The organism is Pseudomonas sp. R2-7-07 (assembly GCF_003852355.1).
GTDB lineage: Bacteria > Pseudomonadota > Gammaproteobacteria > Pseudomonadales > Pseudomonadaceae > Aquipseudomonas.
In genome coordinates, this window is sequence record NZ_CP027759.1 from 1,819,716 (window position 1) to 1,841,799 (window position 22,084).

Below are 22,084 nucleotides of genomic sequence, written 5' to 3' on the forward strand. Positions count from 1 at the left end.
TCAGGTACTTGGCGGGTTCTCAAGCCTAGCCATTTAACCTTCGGTGATAATCGGAATACACACTCGGTCAGGCTTTCGACGCGAACCTTGTGTTGATAATTTATTGTGGCTACGATAATCGCATGCAGATTACCTATGACCCAGCCAAAGACGCTCGTAACGTTGAAGAACGTGGACTCCCGTTTGCGTTAGTGCGGGACTTTGAATGGTCCACGGCCTTGATCTTGGGAGATGATCGATTCGAACATGGCGAGTGTCGTTATCGGGCGATGGGATACATAGGGGATCGGCTGCATGTCGTAGTGTTCACCCCACGGGGTGACGCGGTCCACGTCATCAGCTTTCGTAAAGCCAACAAACGGGAGGTCAAAAATTATGACCAAGAAACCCAGTCCTGAGAGGGTCGATACAGCTAACCCGGAATGGTCGGCTGAGGACTTTGCTAAGGCCAAGCCAGCCAGCGAGGTGCTTGTGGGATTGTTTGGCAAAGCTCAGGCGAAGGAAATGCTCAAACCCAAGCGCGGGCGGCCAAAGTCGGTAGCCACTAAAGAGCACGTTAATGTTCGTTTTGATGCTGACGTGCTGGAGCGATTCAGGGCTTCCGGACCAGGCTGGCAAACGCGAATGAACGCCGCCTTGGCTGATTGGCTTAAGACGCATACACCGGATGAACTGAAGGCCTAAGGCAAAAAGCCGCGGATGACGCGGCTTTTTGCTGTCTTGTGATTAGCTTTTTCTCAGCGACGGTATAAATAAATCTGTCCGTTTTTTGCTACCTTTCGGTGTTGTTTCAACATAAATATATCTCTAGTTGGAGCTGCGCGGTACGAGGCTGGCGGGCGCAATCAATCTACGATAATTAAGGAGCGAGTTGTGAGTTGTTCGAAAGTTTCTGTCATCGATAAGGAAAAGTTGATCAGGCTTAGAGATAGGCTCTATAGAGCAATTGATAACAACCGCTCAGACAGATGGTGTCTTGCGCTTTGGAGTCGGTTTATCAGAGCTAGGGATACACACCAGTGTGTCGTCTGTAATTCTGACGATCGGGTCCAAGCGCATCATATTTTTAGAAGAACATTGCTTTCGCAGGCGCGATATGAACTCGGCAACGGAATTACGCTGTGTTACGAATGCCACAAGGTTGCACACGAAGGATTTAACGGTCGGCCGGATATGACGCTGCCGATAGGCGCTCAAGGGGGTGACGACCAAGACGAAATCGCCTTCTACTATCGAAAGCTGCTTGAGTCCTCAGAAGCTTTAGATTTAGACCACGATGAGTTTTTTACGTTGAGCGATGGAATGCTTAGATTTTTCGTCCGAGTACAGGGCTACGAATACCTCTATAAGGCAGTCGCTGCAAATAAAATTACTGGGTTGGTGATGGCCTATAAAATTTGGGTTCGTAGTCCAGAACAGATGGCTTTAGCCATTTTAAGGCCAAACCTTCCGGGTTATTTTTGACCTCAGGTCTGTTCCATCCTTGATCCACTGCCCGTTTCGCCGTTTTCTCCGTAGCATAACCAGCGTAATCGTCGCGGCATACTCTGATCCTCTGCTCTCACTATCTTCTCTTTGCCGATTCCTTTTTAGTGGTAGTACGCGATGATCCCAGTGGGTTCCTCCAAATATTAAATAAATCTGTCCCCCTTTTTTGGAAAAATGAAAAGTGTCCATAGCTGCAGTATGGTATATCTGAGAAGACGTTTTATCATATTGATTTTCCCAGTTTAGAGGGTGAGCAACTAGGTTTTTGTAAACGTTAGGTATGATTGTGAGTTTTTCAAAAAATATGTATTTTTTGTTTTTTAGAAAAGCTAAAAAGCAGCGGGGGCAAAGCCCCCGGTTTTTAGGTGTAAACTTATTAAGCGGTGATTCATTGCAGTGGGTGGGTCAGGATTTATGCGTTCAGAATAGTTAAGACTTCTTTTGGTGACATGTTCCATATGTCAGAAATTCCTTCGGAAACACTCAGCATTTCTCGATATTTTCCAGTCATAGGCATGTGGCTATTCAGGTTGTCGTTCTTAAGTAAATAAGGTTTTTGTTCTTGGAACTTGCCTTGTGTTTCAATCAGGAATCGACAGAATCCCATGTATTGAGTTTCATTGTTTCCATCAAATCCTCTGAAAAAAGCGTATCGATGATTTAGGATTTCAGGGTTCTTGGTTACGCGTTTTACATCTTCAATTGCGCGATATAAATCAAGAATGTTTAAAATAAACTTGCCGTCTTCTTCTGACATGTCACGATCAATCCACTCATCGATCATGGGATAAAAAATTGAATAACCATTTTCGAGTATTTGTATTAATTCTAGGTAGTGACTTTCGTCGTCTTTGTCGAGTGATGCCAAAATTTTATATTGGTTTATTAAGATTAGGCGATCTTTCTTGGTGAGTTGTATCATTTTGTGTTTCCTTGTGAAAGTATCTTGCTCTTAATGTGTCGTGCCATTCCTACTATGTCAGGATATATTGTGTATTCGTCTAGATTGGCCCATTTTAGAAATTCTCGGGCCTCAGTTTTTGCATCACTAGAAAGTATGACTTTTCGATAGCATGCTTCAGCTGCGGTTTCAAATGGCGCGTTTTCTGTGCCAAAAACAGTGAAGGTTCCTTTTTGAGCCTGAAGTCGAGGGCTTATATGATTGGGCCGTATTGCAAGTGGGCGTTCAATTTCGAATGGCCTTTTTTCCCAGTATATTTTTTTATATTCGTAAGTCTTATCTTCTGGTACTGAAATTATGTCGTGTCTGCCGCTCAGTCGATTTAAGGCCATTGGGTCAAGAATAAACAGAGCACTGTCTTCTGTGTCTGAGTAGTCACTATGTAGGATGAATGCAATCGCAACTCCCATAACTGTTGTCCAGTCTAGAAGTCTAGTTGGAATCCAGTAATGCTGCATGTCAAACAAGGTTTCCCAATCGTCTGACCTTTTGTCATAGAGCCGTGCAGCAGTTTTTGTAAACTCATAAAAGAGTTCTTTTTCTTTTGCTTGCCAATCACTTTCGCGTGGCAGGCTCGGTGTCAATTTCCAGGTGTGGTTAGAGTGACCTCGATACCAAGGTTCAATGGGGTTTCCAAGTTCCTTCTCCGCGTCGCGGACTTGCGCTAGAAATTCATTCCAAGCTGACATGCATCCCTCTTTTTTTTGATGTCCTTAGATTGAACATACAATCTCAATTGAGATGTGGTTGTCAATTGGCTGAGGGATAAGGTTTAGGTTCGCCTTTAGGTGATGGTCAAGGAGAGCAAGGAGATATCGGGGTCAGACCCTGAGGAATCCATTGATTGATGGGCAGGTCGTCGTGAGCCGGGCCTGGGAGTGAGTCGTTAGCTTTTCCTCTGCCAACTCAAAGCAGGGTATCGTGGTCTGACCCCGATATCCCTATGATCCTTCTCCAATTTGCCTACATGCGCTCTCGTCCGCACAGCATCAGACGTTGTCGGTTGCAGTGGTTACTGGGATTGGAGCGACAGGCACTGTCGCTGGGTTGAACGCATTATGGGCTGAGCTAAATGAGCCAATGGGACAGGTTCAGTCGAATCGTTCAATGGGGAGGACATCGAGATGAGTTTGGGTCTTACCGTCTCCTTGAATCACCCATCGGGTTAAGATTTCAGCTGTAACCAGCAATTAGTTTGGGAATGCCTTTTTTCTCGAAAAAATTTGCCTGATCGAAAGGTTTTATAATCGGCCAGTCAGTATGAAGTTTTGCTATGCATATTAGATATATTATTGGTGTTGGAGTAAGTTTTGTAGCGAGTGATATATATCGTTCGTGAGTGCCGTTAGGAGCATTTTCATTAACAAAGCCAAAAATTGTAGAAAAGGTTTTAATTGCGTTAAAAATGACGTCGCCGTGCTCGTGTTCAAGTCTGTCTAAGATGTCGCTGGGGTTTTCTCCTTTTTTCTTGCGTTCAGAAAATTTTCTTTCTATGGTATTAAACGCTTTTGAACCTTGAATTGGATGTTTTTTATTTTCTATCGTGGAATTTTTATATTCTTCCAGGCAAAGATTTATAAGATTAAAAAATGAGCTTTCAAATATTTGCGTTTTTATTAGTTCACCTTGTTCTTTAATTGTGCGTTTGGCATCCGATGACTCTTCTTCTGCAATACTTGTTGCTTTTCTTTGTAGTGATAGAGTTTCTATTAGTAAGATAGTGGTAACAAATGTTAGTACTGGGTTTATATTTCCCCCGATGAAATCTCCAAGGGTGCCTAGTGAACTAGCGCTTATTTCTTCTTTGGCGAGATAAAAATATGCAAAGTAAAGTGAGCCCAGTAAAGTTGTAACTATGACGGCGACATTGCGCTTCATGGGTGTGGTCTAACACTATGCAGTATGAAATATTTGGTGCTACCATCGTTAATGGTAATTCGGGTGACCTCCGCCAGGACAGGGATGAAGATATCGGCGGCTACCCCTTGTAAGCTATCAATAAGGGATCGTTTAACTACCTTTGATAGTTTTGTATCAGGAATAAAACTATATGAATCCTCGTTGATTTCTGTAATGAGCCTCCCCGTTCCTGTTCTGGCGTTAAACCGACTTATGCTGGCAACTAAGATTTCGCGTGCAGGGCTGACTATTTCTTCTTCAAGGTATTCTAAAGATTTTTTATTGAAGTCCGCTAGTGGGGTTTGGGCGGCAAATAATGTTGCTTTGTATCCTTGGTGTTTAATGGGTGTGTGAACCTCTTTCAAAGCAGGAAATAGGCGGTGGGTAATGTCTTCACTAAAATACATTCTATCAAACGTTTTTTTGAGCCGCGTCGCGTTAGCTCTGTGGGAGTACCAATGGCTTCATGAATGGCGTGTTTTAAAAGCTCGATATAGCTCTTGGCGGTTATATCTATGATCTTGTTGATCGTTTTTGGGTTCGTAAATGTGATTTTGAATCGCTGTTTGAAGGAACCTTCGAAGCTTGATTTGAATGAACTTTTAAAGCCTTTCGCTGCAGTTGTTTTAGAAATATATCGTTCGTTAACAATGCCATGAGTGGCGATTACAATGGTTTCTGCGACGCCTTGCATTGAACGTGAGCCGTAATACATGTCGAGGCCATCAAATTTTTTTTCGCCAGTGTCATACAAAATCGAAAAGTCGAATTCCATTTTCTACTACAACTCCAGATAGGTAAATTTTCGAGTGGTGGCACGAAGCTACCTAACCTCAAGCTGCATGTCTACAGGAAGTGGCCGTCTGACAGGTTCTTGGTGGTACGAAAATGGTACGAAGTAAACGGCGATTTACTGCAGGCCTCTATATTCAAGGCCTGATCTTTCAGTGCGTCCAATCCGTCATCGGAGCGACGGATAAAGCGATAGAACGATTGGGGGGCAGGCGCAAGCCTCTAGGAAATATCCCACACCTTTCTCAGCTTGTCCCTCAGACCACCCCTAGCTAACCTCCTCAAGCCGCTGCCAACCCAGCGGCCGGATGTGGAAGTCCGACCAAGCTGAAGGCGCTCAATCGCCCATAAACACCTGCCGACGTTTTTTTACGTCTGTATGATTGCTTATGGCGGCTGTGCGCGGGGCACTTCGGTGCGCCGGGTCCTTTAGCCCTGGTCTTCCACACCTGCGTACAGCTGCCACCCCCTCATGTGGAAGTGAGATAGGCAGTTCCTTAAACGCTAAAGGAGCTTCGCCATGTGCAAGGTCACACCTAATCCGCCTTATGCTTCAAACACTGCATCCTCTGACCCCAAGCTTCAAGCCGCAGCCCAGCGGGCAATCAATCATCACTTGCCCCCATCCGACGACGCTGCACCCGCCGAACGCCCAAGCAACAACCTCTTCCTCGTCAACCCAACCCTCGAGCCCGAAACCCTCCTGGCCAACGCCGCCGAAAACCTCGCATCCGCCAACGAAATGGCCGCCACCCTGGCGTTCGACCTCGACGACTCCCAACGCGCCATCGCCCTGGGCATTCAGCAGTTAATCGAGTTGAGTTCGCTGCTCGTAGACCGAGCCCAAGAACAAGTTGCGCCTGTAATCAAACCAGTCAAAGCCTGACAACCAACCCTGCCGCCTTACCCCAAGGCGGCAACCTGAACCCATGCTGTCCCGCAGCAAAGTTTCATAATTCCCTGCACCGTTGAGGTCTACGATTCCCTGCAAGCGAGGACCCCAGCACCTCCAGCCCACAGGGAACTGAGACCATGATTTCGAACCTCGTCAAAGTCGTGATGATCACCGGCACGTTGTTGTTGAGCGCTTGTTCCTCTTCACCCGCCGTGAGCAGCGACCCGTGCTTCTCAGGCGGGTGCCAGGCATTCGGTGACCACAGCCCCAGCAAAGCCACCAGGATGAATTTTGGCGGCAGTGGGCTGGGCAGCAGTTATGGGGAGTATGGGGCGGGGTTGTTGCATGATGATTGATGGGGTGGTGGGGCAGTTATTGGTGTATTGACTGGCCTGTTGCTATCGGGGGCAAGCCCCCTCCCACATTGGATCTATGATCGGCGCGAAACGTGTGGCGTTAGTTGCCGCCCTTCATACGCCGCGCGATCAGGTAGAGGCCCAGTCCGATCAGCGCCGTTACCGCGCCGATGTAGCCGGTGCTGGTCCAGCCAAACCCAGCGGTAATCGCCATGCCGCCAAACCACGGCCCCAGCGCATTCGCCAGGTTGAACGCGGCGTGGTTGGACGCTGCTGCCAGGCTGGGGGCTTCGTGGGCGATGTCCATCAGGCGGATTTGTAATGGCGCCGCCAGGGCGATCATGGTGCCGACGAGGCCGATGCCCAGCAGTACGCTCCACAGCGAACTGGCGGCGAAGGTGAAGAAGATCAGTACGGCCATCGACCACACCAGAATCCAGCCCACCGCGCGAAATTGCATGCGATCAAACAGCTTGCCGCCGGCAATGTTGCCGATGATGCCGCCCATGCCAAACGCGGCGAGGCCGAAGGGGATCCATTGCGGTGAAACCTTGGTCACTTCCAGCATGGTCGGCGCCAGGTAGCTGAACACGCAGAACATGCCGGCAAACCCGATCGCGCCGATGGACAGCGCCATCCACACTTGGGGTTTGGTGAAGGCGCGCAGTTCCTTGCGCGGGTCACTGCGTTCTTCATCGTGGCGGTGGGGCACAAATTGCCAGACCAGGGCGATGGTGCACAGGGCGATCACGCTAACCAGGGCGAACGCCGAGCGCCAGCCCAGGTGTTGGCCGAGGAAGGTGGCGATGGGGTTGCCGAGCAGCATGGCCAGGGTCAGGCCCATCATCACTCGGGCCACGGCGCCGGCGCGTTTGTCGCTGGGCACCATGCTGGAGGCAACCACGGCGGCGATGCCGAAGTAGGCGCCGTGGGGCAGCCCGCTGATAAAGCGGAAGGCTACCAGCGAGCCGAAGGTGGGGGTGAAGGCGGTGGCGAGGTTGCCCAGGGCATAGAGGCCCATCAGCAATAACAGCATGTGTTTGCGCAGCAGCTTGGCGCCGAGGATGGCCAGCAGCGGGGCGCCGACCATCACGCCCAGGGCGTAGGCGCTGATGGCGTGGCCGACCTGCGGTTCGCTCAAGCCCAGGTTCTGGGCGATGTCGGGCATCAGGCCCATGATGGCGAATTCGCCGGTGCCGATTGCGAAAGCGCCCACGGCCATGGCCGCTTCCATTTTGGCGGCACTGCGCGCGGGCAGGACGTGCCCGGGTGTTGGGTGGGTAGACATGAATTGCTCTGTTTGGATGAGGTGTACGAAAGACAATCGCCGATGCTACGCATGGGACGGTGAGGGTGTCTAGAACAGCCAGGCGCATGAGAGTTCCGGGCCTGTGACCCCAGGTCGCGGCTGGCAGCCTTGACACCTGCGCGATAAAACCTGCGATTTAAAGGTGTCAATTGGCCAAACGGCGCATAAACGCGGTTTGGCGTGATATTCTGCGCGCCGTCTTGGTCTAGTCTTTCCCTGGTGCGTACACCCGTATACGTCCCGGCGGTTGGCTGTCGCCCAGGTAGCTGAAGCCAATAATGATAAGAAGTCAGCGCAGAAGGGACAAAAACAGTGAGGTCGCTACGTCGGCCTTGTGTGCCCACCCTACGGCCTGCAGAGTCAGGGGCGGTAGGGCGGATGGCGTTTTATCATAGGTGCTACTGATGTTTAAGAAAGTAAACACTGCCCTGCTGGGGCTGGCTTTGTCGATGGGGATCACGTCCGTTCACGCGGAAGAGGCAAAGAAAGTCGATGTGCTGCTGATCGGCGGCGGCATCATGAGTGCAACCCTGGGTGTCTGGCTCAACGAGCTGGAACCGGGCTGGTCGATGGAAATGGTCGAGCGCCTCGATGGCGTGGCCGAAGAAAGCTCCAACGGCTGGAACAACGCCGGTACCGGTCACTCGGCTCTGGCTGAGCTGAACTACACCCCGGAAGACAAGAACGGCAACGTTGAGATCCCCAAAGCGGTCGAGATCAACGAAGCGTTCCAGATCTCCCGTCAGTTCTGGTCCTGGCAGGTTCAGCAGGGCGTGTTGAAGAACCCGCGTTCGTTCATCAACTCCACACCGCACATGAGCTTTGTGTGGGGCGATGACAACATCAAGTTCCTGAAAAAACGCTACGAAGCGCTGAAGGCGAGCCCGCTGTTCGCCGGCATGCAGTACTCCGAAGACCCGGCCCAGATCGCCAAATGGGTTCCGCTGATGATGGAAGGGCGTGACCCGAACCAGAAAATCGCGGCCACCTGGACCCCGATCGGCACCGACGTGAACTTCGGCGAGATCACCCGCCAGTTCGTTGCCCACCTGCAGACCACCCCTAAGTTCGACCTGAAACTGTCGAGCGAAGTGCAGGACATCACCCGTAACGACGACGGCTCGTGGCGTGTGAGCTACAAAAACCTCAAAGATGGCACCAAGACTGAAACCGACGCCAAGTTCGTGTTCATCGGCGCCGGCGGCGGTGCCCTGCACCTGCTGCAAAAATCCGGTATTCCGGAAGCCAAGGAATACGCCGGCTTCCCGGTAGGTGGTTCGTTCCTGGTCACCGATAACCCGACCATCGCCGAGCAGCACCTGGCCAAGGCCTACGGCAAGGCATCGGTCGGTTCGCCGCCAATGTCGGTTCCGCACCTGGACACCCGCGTGCTGGATGGCAAGCGCGTGATCCTGTTTGGCCCATTCGCGACCTTCTCCACCAAATTCCTGAAAGAAGGTTCGTACCTGGACCTGCTGACCAGCACCACCACCCACAACATCTGGCCAATGACCAAAGTCGGTATTCGTGAATACCCGTTGGTCGAGTACCTCGCCGGCCAACTGATGCTGTCGGATGACGACCGCTTCAAGGCGCTGCAAGAGTACTTCCCGAACGCCAAGCAATCCGACTGGCGCCTGTGGCAAGCCGGCCAGCGTGTGCAGATCATCAAGCGTGACGAAGAGCAGGGCGGCGTCCTGAAACTCGGCACCGAAGTGGTCAGCTCCGCCGACAACTCCATTGCCGGCCTGTTGGGTGCATCGCCAGGCGCGTCTACCGCGGCTCCGATCATGCTGACCGTGCTGCAAAAGGTGTTCAAGGACAAGGTTGCAAGCCCGGCCTGGCAGGAAAAACTGCACCAGATCGTGCCAAGCTACGGCACCAAACTGAACGACAGCCCTGAAGCGGTTGCCAAGGAATGGGCCTACACCGCCGGTGTGTTGCAACTGACCCCACCGCCAGCCATTCCGCAACTGACGGCTCCACAGGCCACCGAGGCTGCCAAGCCTGCGGCTGAGCCAGGCAAGCCGGCGTCTGATCTGGCGCTGTAAGCAACGCTCGAGTAAAAGCCCGCTGAACCGGTGACGGTCAGCGGGCTTTTTTGTGCGCGGCGTTCAGACCCTGAAGTGCCTGACTTGCTCGTACAGATGCAGGGCCAGCGCGTTAGCGGTGTCGCACAGCAGATACAGATGCTGTGCGGGGAGGGCCGGCAGTTGCGTGATTTGCCTCAGCCCTTCGCCCATGCGGCTCTCCTCCATCAGGCCCACGGCCACGCCGCTGCGCACGCAAGCTTCTACCGCTGATGAGTTGGGGCTTTCCAGCAGTACGCGATGGTAAATCCCGTGATCTTTCAGCGCCTGCAACGCCGCCGCGCGGTACGGGCAACCAGCGATAGGCACGGTGATCGGCAGCGGCGCGTTGGGTGGGTAACTGAACTGCTCGGCGGCGACCCACAGCGGTTGCACAGGCCCCAGGCGCTCACCCTGTGCCAGTGGGTGTGCACTGACGGTGATGACCAGGTCCAATTGGTTTGCCGTAAACAGATTCAACAGTTCGCCACTGGTCCGCGCCTCGATTTCCAGTTCCAGCAGCGGGTTGTCGGCGATCAGTCCCGGCAGGAATGTGTGCATGAAGGCGGGTGCGTAGGTGTCTGGCACGCCCAGGCGGATCTTGCCCTGCATGCGCTGGGGCATCAGCGAGATCAGCAGGCGGTCGTGGCTTTTGAGGAATTCGGTGGTTTCGCCCAACAGTTTCCTGCCGTACAGCGTCAGATCCACGCCCTGGTTACTGCGGCTGAACAAGCGTTGGCCGACCTGGTCCTCCAGCTTCTGAATCTGCGTCGTCACGGTGGACGCGCTGCGGTGCACATGTTCGGCCGCCTCGTTGAAGCGGCCAAAGCGTGCGACGGCGTGAAAGGTGCGCAATAGATCGATATTCAGTTGTTTGGCCATGGTTCTACTAATACGGATTGGTAATACAGGTTATTCAAATATACAGAAGAGTCCTCCTTCCCTAGCCTTGAAGTCAACTACACAGGCTGGAGGCTGCATGAAGCGATCAACCCTGGGATTGCTGCTCTTGCAAGGGGCGTTTGTTCTGTCATGGAGTTCGGGCTATATCGGCGCGAAGTTGGGCACACAAGGCAGCGGTGCGTTCAACCTGCTGTTCTGGCGATTTTTGTTGGTATCGCTGTGCCTGGGCCTGTTCTTGAACGTCAGGTTGCTGAAGGTGACCTGGGCGCAGATTCGCCATTACGCCATCATCGGCTGCCTGTCGCAGTTTCTGTACCTGAGTTGCCTCTATGTGGCGATCCAGAACGGTTTGCCACCGGGCATTGCGGCGATCATCGCGGCGTTGCAGCCGTTGATGACCGCCGCATTGTCGACAGGCAGTGCAACTGAGCGCAGCGGCGGCTGGCAATGGGTGGGGCTCATGGTCAGCTTTGCCGGCGTAGCGATCGTGATAGCCGGGCAGTACAGCAACAGTGGCAAAGAAGTTGGCTTGGCCATGTATGGGCTGCCACTGGTGTCGGCGCTGGGGCTGACGCTGGCGACCTTGTACGAGCGCCGTTCGCAGCAGAGCAAACAGGCCGACTTGCTCACGCCGCTGTTTATCCAATCGCTGCTGACGTTTATCGGCTTCACCGGCGCGGTGCTTTATACCGATACCTTGAGCATTCCCCATGACGCCGACGTACTGGTTTCGATTGTGTGGCTGACGGTGTTTTCCACCTTTGCCGCCTACTTGAGCCTCTGGCGGCTGCTGCGCGTGATGACGGCTACTCGGGTTGCGGCGTTGGTCTATCTGGAGCCTCCGGTCACCCTGGTATGGGCGGCGCTGATGTTCGGCGACGAAATCCATGTTTCGACCTATGCCGGCATTGCCGTCGTGATTGCCGGGTTACTGTTGTTGCGCCTGAAGCGACCGACCGTCGCCTGCACGACCTGAGGCCTTGAGGGTTCAGCAATCTGACAGACATCTCCTGTTAAAAAATAACTCAAGCCCAGGCAGGAGCCCGGCTGGAACACAGGGGATTTCTTTCTGATGCAGGTACAGGGCGGTACGCCCGAGGGTTTTGTATGTTGCTACGTTATGCGGCAATGGCGGCGGTAGTCGTCGCGGCATCCGGGTGTGTGCAAGAGCGTGTCGTGCATGAACGCCGGCCGGTACAACGTGAGTATGTGGAAGTCGTGGCGCCGCAACCGCCGCCGGTGCAGGTGATCGAAGTCGAGCCGGCGGTACGCGAAGGTTATATCTGGTCACGCGGTTACTGGCGCTGGGAAGGTGGGCGCTATGTAGCGGTGCACGGCCATTGGGAGCCGGTACGCGTGGGCTATCGCTATGTGCATCCGCATTGGGTGCAGCGCAACGATGGCTACCACTGGCAGGGCGGTGGTTGGGTTCGCTGACCGAGCGGCCTCTCTCCAAAAGATGGCCTAGCCGATCCGTTTCATGCCCGTTGCCTTGACCGCATTCAGGTCGAAGGTGGCGGTGTACTCGCAGCCGGCCGCGTGGGCGCAGCGTTCGATCAGGCAGTCGGCGAAGTCTGCTTTGTTCGCAACGAACTTGCGCAGTGCCTGCCAGACGACATCGGCGTGCTCGACAGTGAGCTCGCGCGTATGCAACAGGGTTTCCAGCACCATCACCACATCGCTTTTGGCCGATTGGTAGCAGGCCTGCAGCACCCATACCAATTCCACAAGGGTCACCAGGCTGACAAAGCCCGGTGACGCGGCGCTCAATGATTCAATCAGTCGCGACGCCTTGGCGGATTGAACGGGCTCATCCTGGGTGACATAGCGCACCAGCACGTTGGTATCCAGGCCGATCATCGCGCATTTGCTCCCTGTGCCGCGATGGCCCGGTTCATGTCCTCAATGGACACGGCAGTGGCAGGCTTGCGAATCAGCCCCTTGAGGTCGGTGACGGTTTTACTCGCGGCGATCATGGAAAACTTGCCGTCTTCCATTTCGACGAATTCCACCCGGTCACCTGTTTCCAGGCCGAGGGCCGTCCTGACCTGAACAGGGATGGTGATTTGCCCTTTTGAAGTAAGTGTGGCGGTTGCCATAGTGAAGACCTCCATCGTGATGCTCCTTACCTTAGGGTAAGGAGTGATCGAGGACAATATCCGTTGGTCCATAGGGTGCTCGCAGAAGTGGGTGAGTCGGTACTAGAACCCTAGTCCGAACTCTCGATCCCCACACCTGTGATCACGCGCCAAACCGATACAAACTATGACGGCTCGCCGCTGGCTCACTGCACCACGCGATAACACGGCACATACGCTGCTCCGCCCGGCAATTTCATCCGGTGCTGGGCGACGAAGGCCTTTAGCAGTTCATCCAGCGGTTTCATGATCGCCGGGTCGCCGTGGATTTCGTACGGGCCCTTTTCTTCGATCAAACGAATGCCTTTGTCCTTCACGTTACCCGCCACGATCCCCGAGAACGCGCGACGCAGGTTGGCCGCCAGTTCATGGGGCGGCAGCGCATGGGTCAGTTGCAGGCTGGCCATGTTTTCGTGGGTCGGGTCGAAGGGGCGCTGGAAGCCTTCGTCGATCTTCAACAGCCAGTTGAAGTGGAATGCGTCGTTGCGCTCGCGACGGAACTGTTTGACCGCCTTGAGCCCTGCGGTCATCTGGCGCGCGACTTCGGCCGGGTCGTCGATGATGATCTGGTAATGCTTCTGCGCCGCTTCGCCGAGGGTCGCGCCGACGAACGCATGCAGTTGTTCCAGGTAAGGCGCCGCATGTTTGGGCCCGGTCAGCACGACCGGGAACGGCAGGTCGCGGTTGTCCGGGTGCATCAGGATGCCCAGCAGGTAGAGAAATTCCTCGGCCGTACCGGCGCCGCCAGGGAAGATGATGATGCCGTGGCCGACACGCACGAAGGCTTCGAGGCGTTTCTCGATGTCCGGCAGGATGACCAGTTCGTTGACGATCGGGTTGGGCGCTTCGGCGGCGATGATGCCTGGCTCGGTCAGGCCCAGGTAGCGGCCGCCGGTGATGCGCTGTTTGGCGTGGGAAATAGTCGCGCCTTTCATCGGACCTTTCATCACGCCGGGGCCGCAGCCGGTACACACGTCGAGGCTGCGCAGGCCCAGTTCGTGGCCGACCTTCTTGGTGTATTTGTATTCTTCGGTGTTGATGGAGTGGCCGCCCCAGCACACGACGATCTTCGGCTCGACACCCGCGCGCAGGGTACGGGCGTTACGCAGCAGGTGGAACACGTAGTCGGTGATGCCTTGGGAGTTGCTCAGGTCGATGCGCTGGCTGTCCAGCTCGTTCTCGGTGTAGACGATGTCACGCAGGGCGCTGAACAGCATTTCGCGGGTGCTGGCGATCATTTCGCCATCGACGAAGGCATCGGCCGGGGCGTTGAGCAGTTCCAGGCGCACACCGCGGTCCTGCTGGTGGATACGCACTTCGAAGTCTTTGTAGGCGTCGAGGATGGTCTTGGCGTTGTCGATATGCGCGCCGGTGTTGAGGATCGCCAGGGCGCATTGGCGGAACAGGGCGTAGATGCTGCCGCTGCCGGCTTCACTCAGTTGCTGGACTTCACGTTGGGACAGGGTTTCGAGGCTGCCCTTGGGGCTGACGGAGGCATTGATCACTTGACGTTGGGGCATTCTGGTTCCTTGAAAGCACAGCCATCGCGTCTACAAAAGGCGCAATGGCTTGAGAATGAGGCGCGCCGTATACGGTCGCACGAGACGGTTATTTACCTCACGCACAAGGCCGAGTGCAAATACCGTCCAGCACCATCATGCCGCAGAACTTACTGGATCAGCTTCCAGTTTTTGTAGAAAACCCGACGCAGGGTGAACACCAGGCCGGCAAACCCCGAGATCACGGCGTTCAACACGGAGGGCACCGGGGTCGGTCGCACAATATCGATGAACAGGCAGTAACGTTTCGCATCGTTCTTGTTAAAGGATGCATGCATCAGCGTGTCATCGAAGATGAACAGCGGGTCGTCGTGCCAATAGTGCTTGTGCTTGCCCACCTGGATATACACACCCTCGTGATGCGGCGCCGGCGCCATGTTGTAGAGCACGCGGAACATCATGCGCAACGGGCCGAAATGGAAGGACGTCGAGCGGTTCTCGTTGAACACCGACACGCCGATCGTCTTCACGAATGGCAGTTCCTTGCGCAGTTGCGGGATGTCCAGGGCAGTTTCGATCGGACGACCGTACCACTGGAAAAACAACATGCCGCGTTTCTTCTCGGCCATGCGTGCGTCCAGGTAACTGATGATTTCTTCCTTGCGGGCCATGGCGTCGTCGATGACCTGTTGCAGGTCTTCGCGCCAGGCGAGCGGCAAGTCGCCCATCGTGTAGACATGACGGTTGCGGCGGCTCAGCAGGTCGAACAGGGTGTTGAACGGCGCCAGAATCCAGGTGTTACGGCCGTTGCCGATGAAATATTTCTTGATGGTAGCGCGGTCATACAGGCCATTACGCAGGAAGTCATACAGACCGCAAACCACCACCAGCAGTAAAAACGCCAGGCTGGTGCGCGGAAAACAGGCGATAAACAGTAAAACGCCGAGCACCCAGGCAAGGGATATCAGCTTTTTACCCACGGCATTTTTGCTCATGAAAGGCGGCTCCAGGCCTGAAACATAATGAAACAATATCGTCATGATAGGGCTTTATGGGCGCGTGCAGGCGTTTTAAATAGTTCGAAAATTGTGAAGTCGCTGCACAATTTGTAACTGGCCCCAGAGGCAAGCGGGTTTGGGTGGATAGAATTTTGAGAACGGAAGATTTGCGACTATCGTGACGCTTCGGTTTTTCGGACGTCATAGACCGGTACGATTGAAGTTGAATGGCCACCACTGGCCTTCGGCACCTTGGAAGAGGCAGAATTTTTATGATCATCAAACCGCGCGTTCGTGGCTTTATCTGTGTGACCGCTCACCCTGTTGGCTGTGAAGCGAACGTCAAAGAGCAGATCGACTACGTGATTCAGCACGGCGCCATCGAAGGCGGCCCAAAGAAGGTGCTGGTCCTCGGCGCTTCCACTGGTTACGGCCTGGCCGCGCGCATCAGTGCCGCGTTTGGCTGCGGTGCCGACACCCTGGGCGTGTTTTTTGAAAAAGAAGGCGAAGAAGGCAAGCTGAGCTCCGCTGGCTGGTACAACAGCGCCGCGTTCGAGAAGTTTGCCGCGGAAAAAGGCCTGTACGCCAAGAGCATCAACGGCGACGCGTTTTCCGATGAGATCAAGCGCCTGACCATCGACACCATCAAGAAAGACCTGGGCAAGATCGACCTGGTGGTCTACAGCCTGGCCGCGCCACGCCGTACCGACCCCCAAGGCGTGGTGCACACCTCCACCCTCAAGCCGATCGGCAAGGCCGTGACCCTGCGCGGTATCAATACCGACAAGGGCGTCGTGGTCGACACTACCCTGGAGCCTGCCACCCAGGAAGAAATCGACGGCACCGTCAAAGTAATGGGCGGTGAAGACTGGCAGCTGTGGATCGACGCCCTGCGTGACGCCGATGTACTCGCCGAAGGCGCCAAGACCACCGCGTTCACCTACCTCGGTGAGAAGCTGACCCAGGACATCTACTGGAACGGTTCCATCGGCGAAGCCAAGAAAGACCTCGACAAGAAAGTCCTGACCCTGCGCGACAACCTCGCTGCGCTCAAGGGCGATGCCCGCGTGTCGGTACTCAAGGCCGTGGTCACCCAGGCCAGCTCGGCGATCCCGATCATGCCGCTGTACCTGTCGCTGCTGTTCAAGGTGATGAAGGAGCATGGCACCCACGAAGGCTGCATCGAGCAGGTCTACGGCCTGTTCAAGGACAGCCTGTACGGCAAAGAGCCCAAGCTTGATGCTGACGGCCGCCTGCGCGCCGACCTGGCCGAACTGGAGCCGAAGGTCCAGGACGCCGTGGCCGCGCTGTGGAACCAGGTGACTGACGACAACGTTAACGAAATCAGCGATTTTGCCGGTTACAAGGCTGAGTTCCTGCGTTTGTTCGGTTTTGAAGTCGACGGCGTGGACTACGACGCGGACGTGAACCCGACCGTCAAGATCAACGGTCTGGTCCAGGCATAAGCGCTATCACTGTGGCGGCTTGATAATCGACTTATCAAGCCGCTTTTTGCTGCTCAGCTGTCAGGCTTGCCTGGAACCAGACAGGCGCTGTTTTGCCAGGGTGAAGTCTGACCGCCTCACATTCACCACCTCCTTCTCCCATAGCGGATTGAGCGGCACGTGATAACCGCTGTCCTTGGCGGTCTTTATCAGCTCAGCCATTTCCCTGCTGTCATGGATGATACTGATCTCATCGAATCTACCTAGCTTTGCCGGCAGGAAGAAAGTCGCCGGGTAGTTTGCTGTCACGTCCGTCGCAGGGCTGCCTGAGTCTGCATTGTGATGGACCACCCGCTCCGCGTCGCCGACAAGCTTTCGATTGATGATTCCGATCATTTCCTCTATTCGCGGCGTGATATTGCCGAGATCGGGGTTTTCCTTGCGGTAGAAATGAGCGGCATTTTCAAAGTCCGCCGATAATTCCCGTGGAACTTGCTGGTAGTGGCTAACCCGATCCCTGAAGACACTGTGGGCGATATCGGGGACCGGCAGCTTATCCTGGGCGCCAAAGTCACTTAGATGAGGCGCGATCATGTGCAGGTCATAGTCGGCGGTCAAGGCCTTGCCCTCTAGCTGCTTGGCCAGCACATGCAGCGCCTTGCCGTTGTGCGTGATCAGATAGTTGTCGTCGCCAGGCGAGGCGGGATGGGCTTGGAACTCATAATGCTGCTGACTTGGCCCGCGAGCGCTCAATTGCAGCGTGCCATCACCTCCGCGAGCTGCCCGCCCAGTGATTTGGCCAAGTTTTACCAGCTCGTCAATGCGATGACGCGAGAGTTTCAAGGGGATCGGGACTGCATGGCCTTGCTCGATGCAGTCCAGGATCTGCGCGTTGGCGTTAGCCACCCTTTCCGGTGACTTGTGCGCGAACTGTTCGAGTTTGCTAAATGCCTGGTCCGTACAGATCAAGCCGGACTGTGGCCCCCAATTGGCACTTTTGCCTTTGATATGAAAGTCCTTGGTGGGGTGCCCAGCTTCTATCAGCCCTGTGGCCACGGATTCGACCGGGCGTATGCCGATGATGGAGTTGGTGGCTGCCGCTATCCGTTGCAAGGGGGCGAGGTGGCTCGACACTATTCCGGTTCGCGCTTTTAACTGGTCGATCAGTGCATGCGGGGCACCGACCTCCGACGTATTGCTGGCCTGCACAAGCGCCTGGTTGCGCTGCAGTACTTCCAGACTGAGCGCGGAAGGTGATGTTACGGCGGTAATCATGGCAATCATTGGAATACCTCTACGTCACGTTTTTTTGCGACCGCATTGATGATTCCTTTCAGTCATGGATTTCCCTGAGAGCGAAGCTCACCTTAAACGATGCTTTCGGCGATGTGAGTGGGCGTTTCACTTTTCAGAACGGTCCTACCGTGGCTTACCTTTTGCTGTTTGCTTCGGCATGCAAGACTGCGTCATCCATGTGCGCAAACAGGAGGACCCATGACGATTCGTGCAGTCGTGTTTGATTTCGGCGGTGTGTTGTTTGACTGGAACCCGCAACATCTGTACCGCAAGCTCATTGCCGACGAGCAGGAGCGGCAATGGTTTCTCGACAATATCTGCACCCAGGCCTGGAACACCGAACAGGATGCCGGTCGCACCCTCGCCGAAGCCACCCGCCACTTGATTGAGCAACACCCCGAATATCAGAGCCTGATCCAGGCTTATTACGAGCGCTGGCACGAGATGTTGCGTGGCGAATTGCCAGAAGGTGTTGAAATTCTCACTGCATTGCATCAAGCGAAAATGCCGTTGTTCGGGTTGACTAACTGGTCGGCGGAAACCTTTCCCTATGCCCGCGAGCACTATCCGTTCCTGCAGTTTTTCCGCGATATCGTCGTCTCGGGCCAGTTGAAACTGATCAAGCCTGACCCTGCGATCTACCATGCCAGTCTCGCTCAGGTGCGCGTTCATTTGCCGGATGTCCAGCCTGGCGAAGTGGTGTTTATCGATGACGTCGCGGGCAATGTCGAAGCGGCTGTGGCCCTTGGCTGGCAGGGTATTCACCATGTGTCGGCCGAGCGTACTGCCGCCCATTTGCGTAAGCTGGGGGTGGGCTTCTAGCGCGCCCACTTCTCCATGGCAAAGTCGACGAAGGCGCGCAGCTTGGGCAGGCGGTAACGGTCTTGGCGATACAGCAGATGCATGGGGCGGCTGGACAGTTGATAGCGGGTCAGCAAGGCTACCAACTTGCCGCTCTCCAGGTCCTGCTGCACCAGGGCATCGGCCAGCATGCTGATGCCCATCCCATTGACGGCCGCCTGGCGCAAGCCCTGCGAGCTGTTGATGGTCAATGAGCCGGAGACCGGAACCTCTACCTCGCCGTCCTCGTCGGTCATGCGCCACAGCTTGTCGGTGTCGCGCCAGTTGTCGTTCGCCGGATAGGCGAACGCCAGGCAGTTGTGGTGCCGCAAGTCATCGGGCGTCGACGGGGTGCCGCGTCGCGCCAGGTAATCAGGCGACGCGCAGAGGGTCAGGGTGTAATCCTGCAGTGGCCGGGCGATCAGGCTGGAGGTTCCCAAGTCGCCGAGACGGATTGCCACGTCGAAGCCGCTGTCGACCAAGTCCATCCGCTCATTGCTCAGCACCACGTACAGGTCGATCTGCGGGTAGCGCTGGGAAAATTCGCTCAAGGCCGGCACCAGGCGTTCGCTGCCGAATACCGGTGGCACGGTAATACGCAGGCAGCCTTTGGGCGTTTCGCTGTGGATCTGCTCCGCCAGCAGTTCGGAGTCGGCCACCAGCCCCAACACCTCCAGGCAGCGCTGGTAGTACTCCCCGCCGAATTCCGTGAGGCTTTGTTTGCGCGTGGTGCGCTTGAGCAGGCTGACCCCCAGGCGCTGCTCCAGCGCGCGCAGGTGATTGCCGACCATTGTGGTCGACATTCCGCATTCATGTGCGGCGGCGGTCATGCTGCCGGTCTCCACGACTTTCACGTACACCGACATTGCCTGGAACACATCCATTATCAAGCCCTGGTTCAAAGTCATTGCAGGAATGCGCAGTTTATCCAGCAGGAGTGGCTAACGATACTGCACTCATCCTCACGATGCACTGGAGCTTGCCACCATGACCGCCGCCTGCCTGATGACCACGTATCAACCCTTGGCCCTGAGCTTCACCCGTGGCCTGGGTACGCGCCTGTGGGACCAGCAGGGCCGTGAATACCTCGACGCGGTGGCCGGTGTGGCGGTGACGAATGTGGGCCACTCCCACCCAAGGCTGGTGGCGGCGATCCGTGAGCAAGCGGGCCTGCTGCTGCACACCTCCAACCTCTACAGCATCGATTGGCAGCAGCAGCTGGCCCGGCGCCTGGCTCAGCTATCCGGCCTGGACTGCGCGTTCTTCAACAACTCCGGCGCCGAAGCCAACGAGACGGCGCTGAAACTGGCACGCTTGTATGGCTGGAAAAAAGGCATTGAAGAGCCGTTGGTGGTGGTGATGGAGAACGCCTTCCACGGGCGTACCCTCGGCACCATGGCGGCCAGTGACGGGCCCTCGGTGCGCCTGGGTTTCCAGCGTTTGCCGGGGGATTTTCTCAAAGTCGGGTTTGGCGATCTGGCGGCCCTCGAGGCCATTACTGAACAATTCGGCACGCGCATAGCGGCCGTGCTGCTCGAACCGATCCAGGGCGAAAGTGGCGTGTTGCCCGCGCCCCCCGGCTACCTGAAAGCCCTGCGCGATCACTGCACGCGCCACGGCTGGCTGATGATGCTGGATGAAATCCAGACCGGCATCGGCCGCACCGGCGCTTGGTTCGCCTTCCAGCACGAAGGCATTACCCCGGACGTGATGACCCTGGCCAAAGGCCTCGGCAACGGCGTGCCCATCGGCGCCTGCCTGGCCCGGGCCGCCGTCGGCCAGTTGTTTACCCCCGGCAGTCACGGCAGCACCTTTGGCGGCAATCCCTTGGCCTGCCGGGTGGGCTGCACGGTGCTCGACATCATTGAAGAGCAAGGCTTGCTGCAGAACGCTGCGCAACAAGGTGCACGGCTGCTGGCGCGGTTGCGGGTGGAATTGAGCGAGCATCCGCAGGTAGTGGCGATTCGGGGGCAGGGCCTGATGATCGGCATCGAACTGGCTCGCCCGTATCGCGAGCTGGCCCAGCGTGCGGCGCAGGAGCATGGGCTGCTGATCAACGTGACGCGCGGCAAGATCATCCGCCTGCTGCCTCCGCTGACGCTGGATGCCAAGGAAGTCGAGATGATCGTACGGGCGATCACCCGCCTATTGGACTGAAACCTCCCACAGGGGATCTGCGTCATCTTCAGAGATCATTGCCGTTCAGCCATTCCTGATTCATGGTTTCGGTATCCCCCAGGTATTCCAACAACCACGTCATCGCCGGCGACAGTTTGTTCTGCGCCCACGCCACGCACGACGGGCTGGCGGGGAAAGGCCGGTGCAGTTGCAGCGCCACCAGCTCACCGCGCTCGATCCACGGTAGCACCTGATGCGCCGGGGCCATGCCGACGCACAAGCCATCACGCAGGCAATCGAGCGCCGAGGACCAGTTGGGCACCACCAGGCGGCGCTGGTTATCCAGGGTCCAGGTATCGCGCTTGGGCAGGTTGCGTGAGGTGTCGGTTATGCACAGGGAGGCGTATGGGCGCAGTTGATCGTCACTGAGCAGGCCTTCTATCGCCGCCAAGGGATGCCTGGCGCTGACCACGCACAGCCAGTTCAACAGGCCCATGTCGCGGAATGTGAAGTGGCTGGCCACCGGCACCGCGCTGGTGGCACCGATCACAATGTCAGTACGCTCATCCGCCAGGGCATCCCACACGCCGTTGTACACCTCGTACTCCAGCAGCAATTCCACTTCGGGAAACTGCCGATAAAAATCCAGCACCAGTTGCCGACAGCGCTGCGGCTTGACGATGGAATCCACTGCCACCTTCAGTTGCCCGCTCCAGCCATTGGCCACCTGCTGGCACAAGCGCCGTGTGCCGAGCATTTTTTTCATCACGCCGCGGGCTTCGTCTATAAACAGCCGGCCGGCGGGCGTCAGCTCCACGTCACGGTGGCGCCGTATGAACAGCGGCACCGCCAGCCATTCCTCAAGCTGACGCACCGTATAGCTGATGGCCGACGGTACGCGATGCAGTTCCTGAGCGGCGGCGCTGAAGCTGCCGTGGCGTGCGACGGCATCGACCACATCCAAGGAGTATTCGGACCACATGGCGGCTGCCTTCAAAATTATTGATAAGAGTGTCCAATTATTATCGCTTCACAGGAAAACTGTCAGCTTCATAATGGGCGCCAGTCAGCAAATAGT

Annotated in this window: 25 protein-coding genes; 11 read left to right on the forward strand and 14 right to left on the reverse strand. The window is 55.9% G+C overall.

Features of this window, described 5'->3' with window-relative positions:
• The first annotated feature begins 122 nt into the window (after positions 1 to 122).
• From C4J86_RS08290 to C4J86_RS08300, 3 genes are all read left to right on the forward strand, one after another.
• Positions 123 to 398 (forward strand): BrnT family toxin, encoded by a 276-nt coding sequence (locus tag C4J86_RS08290; RefSeq protein WP_124370050.1) that lies wholly within the window; start codon positions 123 to 125, stop codon positions 396 to 398.
• Positions 376 to 684: a BrnA antitoxin family protein gene (locus C4J86_RS08295; RefSeq protein WP_124370051.1), complete on the forward strand. Its 309-nt coding sequence runs from the start codon at positions 376 to 378 to the stop codon at positions 682 to 684. The genes C4J86_RS08290 and C4J86_RS08295 overlap by 23 nt, the downstream gene beginning before the upstream one ends.
• Before the next feature lie 189 nt (positions 685 to 873).
• Positions 874 to 1,464 (forward strand): HNH endonuclease, encoded by a 591-nt coding sequence (locus C4J86_RS08300; protein ID WP_124370052.1) that lies wholly within the window; start codon positions 874 to 876, stop codon positions 1,462 to 1,464.
• Positions 1,465 to 1,900: 436 nt separating this feature from the next.
• On the opposite strand, the gene C4J86_RS08305 is transcribed toward C4J86_RS08300, so the two are convergent.
• The 5 genes from C4J86_RS08305 to C4J86_RS08325 form a co-directional block, all read right to left on the reverse strand.
• On the reverse strand, positions 1,901 to 2,410 hold the full coding sequence (locus tag C4J86_RS08305; RefSeq protein ID WP_206426329.1) for a YfbU family protein: 510 nt from the start codon (positions 2,408 to 2,410) through the stop codon (positions 1,901 to 1,903).
• Positions 2,407 to 3,138, reverse strand: coding sequence for an FRG domain-containing protein (locus C4J86_RS08310; RefSeq protein ID WP_124370053.1), 732 nt, complete (start codon positions 3,136 to 3,138; stop codon positions 2,407 to 2,409). The genes C4J86_RS08305 and C4J86_RS08310 overlap by 4 nt, the downstream gene beginning before the upstream one ends.
• A 484-nt stretch (positions 3,139 to 3,622) precedes the next feature.
• Positions 3,623 to 4,327 carry a hypothetical protein gene (locus tag C4J86_RS08315; RefSeq protein ID WP_124370054.1) on the reverse strand — a complete coding sequence of 235 codons (705 nt, stop codon included), beginning with the start codon at positions 4,325 to 4,327 and terminating at the stop codon, positions 3,623 to 3,625.
• The gene (locus C4J86_RS08320) at positions 4,324 to 4,755 is read right to left on the reverse strand and encodes a hypothetical protein (RefSeq protein ID WP_124370055.1); all 432 of its coding nucleotides are present in this window, start codon (positions 4,753 to 4,755) and stop codon (positions 4,324 to 4,326) included. The genes C4J86_RS08315 and C4J86_RS08320 overlap by 4 nt, the downstream gene beginning before the upstream one ends.
• Positions 4,710 to 5,123, reverse strand: coding sequence for a hypothetical protein (locus tag C4J86_RS08325; protein WP_124370056.1), 414 nt, complete (start codon positions 5,121 to 5,123; stop codon positions 4,710 to 4,712). The genes C4J86_RS08320 and C4J86_RS08325 overlap by 46 nt, the downstream gene beginning before the upstream one ends.
• A gap of 537 nt (positions 5,124 to 5,660) precedes the next feature.
• Here C4J86_RS08325 and C4J86_RS08330 point away from each other — a divergent pair.
• Positions 5,661 to 6,026 carry a DUF6124 family protein gene (locus C4J86_RS08330; RefSeq protein ID WP_124370057.1) on the forward strand — a complete coding sequence of 122 codons (366 nt, stop codon included), beginning with the start codon at positions 5,661 to 5,663 and terminating at the stop codon, positions 6,024 to 6,026.
• 146 nt (positions 6,027 to 6,172) lie between these two features.
• Positions 6,173 to 6,391, forward strand: a complete 219-nt coding sequence (locus tag C4J86_RS08335) for a hypothetical protein (RefSeq protein WP_124370058.1) — start codon at positions 6,173 to 6,175, stop codon at positions 6,389 to 6,391.
• 100 nt (positions 6,392 to 6,491) lie between these two features.
• Here the strand turns inward: C4J86_RS08335 and C4J86_RS08340 are convergent, their stop codons facing one another.
• Positions 6,492 to 7,679 carry an MFS transporter gene (locus tag C4J86_RS08340; RefSeq protein WP_124370059.1) on the reverse strand — a complete coding sequence of 396 codons (1,188 nt, stop codon included), beginning with the start codon at positions 7,677 to 7,679 and terminating at the stop codon, positions 6,492 to 6,494.
• 425 nt (positions 7,680 to 8,104) lie between these two features.
• Here C4J86_RS08340 and mqo point away from each other — a divergent pair, with 425 nt between their 5' ends.
• The gene (gene mqo, locus C4J86_RS08345; RefSeq protein ID WP_124366300.1) at positions 8,105 to 9,751 is read left to right on the forward strand and encodes a malate dehydrogenase (quinone); all 1,647 of its coding nucleotides are present in this window, start codon (positions 8,105 to 8,107) and stop codon (positions 9,749 to 9,751) included.
• Positions 9,752 to 9,814: 63 nt separating this feature from the next.
• Here mqo and C4J86_RS08350 read toward each other — a convergent pair whose 3' ends face one another.
• A complete protein-coding gene (locus C4J86_RS08350; RefSeq protein WP_124361827.1) occupies positions 9,815 to 10,651 on the reverse strand; it encodes a LysR family transcriptional regulator in 837 nt (278 codons plus the stop codon).
• 97 nt (positions 10,652 to 10,748) lie between these two features.
• On the opposite strand from C4J86_RS08350, the gene C4J86_RS08355 reads away from it, so the two are divergent.
• A complete protein-coding gene (locus tag C4J86_RS08355; RefSeq protein WP_124370060.1) occupies positions 10,749 to 11,648 on the forward strand; it encodes a DMT family transporter in 900 nt (299 codons plus the stop codon).
• A gap of 131 nt (positions 11,649 to 11,779) precedes the next feature.
• Positions 11,780 to 12,109 carry a YXWGXW repeat-containing protein gene (locus C4J86_RS08360; protein ID WP_124361829.1) on the forward strand — a complete coding sequence of 110 codons (330 nt, stop codon included), beginning with the start codon at positions 11,780 to 11,782 and terminating at the stop codon, positions 12,107 to 12,109.
• A 27-nt stretch (positions 12,110 to 12,136) separates the two neighbouring features.
• Here C4J86_RS08360 and C4J86_RS08365 read toward each other — a convergent pair whose 3' ends face one another.
• From C4J86_RS08365 to C4J86_RS08380, 4 genes are all read right to left on the reverse strand, one after another.
• Positions 12,137 to 12,532 carry a PIN domain-containing protein gene (locus C4J86_RS08365; protein ID WP_124370061.1) on the reverse strand — a complete coding sequence of 132 codons (396 nt, stop codon included), beginning with the start codon at positions 12,530 to 12,532 and terminating at the stop codon, positions 12,137 to 12,139.
• Complete coding sequence (locus tag C4J86_RS08370) at positions 12,529 to 12,786, reverse strand: AbrB/MazE/SpoVT family DNA-binding domain-containing protein (protein ID WP_124361831.1); 258 nt, start codon at positions 12,784 to 12,786, stop codon at positions 12,529 to 12,531. The genes C4J86_RS08365 and C4J86_RS08370 overlap by 4 nt, the downstream gene beginning before the upstream one ends.
• 170 nt (positions 12,787 to 12,956) lie before the next feature.
• Positions 12,957 to 14,330: a nucleotide 5'-monophosphate nucleosidase PpnN gene (gene ppnN, locus C4J86_RS08375; protein ID WP_124361832.1), complete on the reverse strand. Its 1,374-nt coding sequence runs from the start codon at positions 14,328 to 14,330 to the stop codon at positions 12,957 to 12,959.
• Between the two features lie 149 nt (positions 14,331 to 14,479).
• A complete protein-coding gene (locus C4J86_RS08380) occupies positions 14,480 to 15,304 on the reverse strand; it encodes an aspartyl/asparaginyl beta-hydroxylase domain-containing protein (protein ID WP_124370062.1) in 825 nt (274 codons plus the stop codon).
• Between the two features lie 275 nt (positions 15,305 to 15,579).
• On the opposite strand from C4J86_RS08380, the gene fabV reads away from it, so the two are divergent.
• Positions 15,580 to 16,773, forward strand: a complete 1,194-nt coding sequence (fabV, locus tag C4J86_RS08385) for an enoyl-ACP reductase FabV (protein WP_124370063.1) — start codon at positions 15,580 to 15,582, stop codon at positions 16,771 to 16,773.
• A gap of 60 nt (positions 16,774 to 16,833) precedes the next feature.
• On the opposite strand, the gene C4J86_RS08390 is transcribed toward fabV, so the two are convergent.
• Positions 16,834 to 18,036 (reverse strand): anthrax toxin-like adenylyl cyclase domain-containing protein, encoded by a 1,203-nt coding sequence (locus tag C4J86_RS08390; protein WP_124370064.1) that lies wholly within the window; start codon positions 18,034 to 18,036, stop codon positions 16,834 to 16,836.
• A 210-nt stretch (positions 18,037 to 18,246) separates the two neighbouring features.
• Here C4J86_RS08390 and C4J86_RS08395 point away from each other — a divergent pair, with 210 nt between their 5' ends.
• Positions 18,247 to 18,870, forward strand: a complete 624-nt coding sequence (locus C4J86_RS08395) for an HAD family phosphatase (protein WP_124370065.1) — start codon at positions 18,247 to 18,249, stop codon at positions 18,868 to 18,870.
• On the opposite strand, the gene C4J86_RS08400 is transcribed toward C4J86_RS08395, so the two are convergent.
• Positions 18,867 to 19,772 (reverse strand): LysR family transcriptional regulator, encoded by a 906-nt coding sequence (locus C4J86_RS08400; RefSeq protein ID WP_124372403.1) that lies wholly within the window; start codon positions 19,770 to 19,772, stop codon positions 18,867 to 18,869. The genes C4J86_RS08395 and C4J86_RS08400 overlap by 4 nt on opposite strands.
• A gap of 103 nt (positions 19,773 to 19,875) precedes the next feature.
• Between C4J86_RS08400 and C4J86_RS08405 the strand changes: the two genes are divergently transcribed.
• Positions 19,876 to 21,045, forward strand: coding sequence for an aspartate aminotransferase family protein (locus C4J86_RS08405; RefSeq protein WP_124370066.1), 1,170 nt, complete (start codon positions 19,876 to 19,878; stop codon positions 21,043 to 21,045).
• Between the two features lie 28 nt (positions 21,046 to 21,073).
• On the opposite strand, the gene punR is transcribed toward C4J86_RS08405, so the two are convergent.
• Positions 21,074 to 21,988, reverse strand: coding sequence for a DNA-binding transcriptional activator PunR (punR, locus tag C4J86_RS08410; RefSeq protein ID WP_124370067.1), 915 nt, complete (start codon positions 21,986 to 21,988; stop codon positions 21,074 to 21,076).
• Positions 21,989 to 22,084: the final 96 nt, after the last annotated feature.

Coding starts and splice junctions, on each gene's coding strand:
- C4J86_RS08395 (WP_124370065.1), top strand. CDS start 18,247: ATGACGATTCGTGCAGTCGTGTTTGATTTCGGCGGTGTGTTGTTTGAC.
- C4J86_RS08340 (WP_124370059.1), bottom strand. CDS start 7,679: ATGTCTACCCACCCAACACCCGGGCACGTCCTGCCCGCGCGCAGTGCC.
- C4J86_RS08310 (WP_124370053.1), bottom strand. CDS start 3,138: ATGTCAGCTTGGAATGAATTTCTAGCGCAAGTCCGCGACGCGGAGAAG.
- fabV (WP_124370063.1), top strand. CDS start 15,580: ATGATCATCAAACCGCGCGTTCGTGGCTTTATCTGTGTGACCGCTCAC.
- C4J86_RS08360 (WP_124361829.1), top strand. CDS start 11,780: ATGTTGCTACGTTATGCGGCAATGGCGGCGGTAGTCGTCGCGGCATCC.
- mqo (WP_124366300.1), top strand. CDS start 8,105: ATGTTTAAGAAAGTAAACACTGCCCTGCTGGGGCTGGCTTTGTCGATG.
- C4J86_RS08320 (WP_124370055.1), bottom strand. CDS start 4,755: ATGTATTTTAGTGAAGACATTACCCACCGCCTATTTCCTGCTTTGAAA.
- C4J86_RS08400 (WP_124372403.1), bottom strand. CDS start 19,772: ATGGATGTGTTCCAGGCAATGTCGGTGTACGTGAAAGTCGTGGAGACC.
- C4J86_RS08380 (WP_124370062.1), bottom strand. CDS start 15,304: ATGAGCAAAAATGCCGTGGGTAAAAAGCTGATATCCCTTGCCTGGGTG.
- C4J86_RS08390 (WP_124370064.1), bottom strand. CDS start 18,036: ATGATTGCCATGATTACCGCCGTAACATCACCTTCCGCGCTCAGTCTG.
- C4J86_RS08295 (WP_124370051.1), top strand. CDS start 376: ATGACCAAGAAACCCAGTCCTGAGAGGGTCGATACAGCTAACCCGGAA.
- C4J86_RS08335 (WP_124370058.1), top strand. CDS start 6,173: ATGATTTCGAACCTCGTCAAAGTCGTGATGATCACCGGCACGTTGTTG.
- C4J86_RS08290 (WP_124370050.1), top strand. CDS start 123: ATGCAGATTACCTATGACCCAGCCAAAGACGCTCGTAACGTTGAAGAA.
- C4J86_RS08370 (WP_124361831.1), bottom strand. CDS start 12,786: ATGGAGGTCTTCACTATGGCAACCGCCACACTTACTTCAAAAGGGCAA.
- C4J86_RS08405 (WP_124370066.1), top strand. CDS start 19,876: ATGACCGCCGCCTGCCTGATGACCACGTATCAACCCTTGGCCCTGAGC.
- C4J86_RS08325 (WP_124370056.1), bottom strand. CDS start 5,123: ATGGAATTCGACTTTTCGATTTTGTATGACACTGGCGAAAAAAAATTT.
- ppnN (WP_124361832.1), bottom strand. CDS start 14,330: ATGCCCCAACGTCAAGTGATCAATGCCTCCGTCAGCCCCAAGGGCAGC.
- C4J86_RS08350 (WP_124361827.1), bottom strand. CDS start 10,651: ATGGCCAAACAACTGAATATCGATCTATTGCGCACCTTTCACGCCGTC.
- C4J86_RS08315 (WP_124370054.1), bottom strand. CDS start 4,327: ATGAAGCGCAATGTCGCCGTCATAGTTACAACTTTACTGGGCTCACTT.
- punR (WP_124370067.1), bottom strand. CDS start 21,988: ATGTGGTCCGAATACTCCTTGGATGTGGTCGATGCCGTCGCACGCCAC.
- C4J86_RS08365 (WP_124370061.1), bottom strand. CDS start 12,532: ATGATCGGCCTGGATACCAACGTGCTGGTGCGCTATGTCACCCAGGAT.
- C4J86_RS08355 (WP_124370060.1), top strand. CDS start 10,749: ATGAAGCGATCAACCCTGGGATTGCTGCTCTTGCAAGGGGCGTTTGTT.
- C4J86_RS08305 (WP_206426329.1), bottom strand. CDS start 2,410: ATGATACAACTCACCAAGAAAGATCGCCTAATCTTAATAAACCAATAT.
- C4J86_RS08330 (WP_124370057.1), top strand. CDS start 5,661: ATGTGCAAGGTCACACCTAATCCGCCTTATGCTTCAAACACTGCATCC.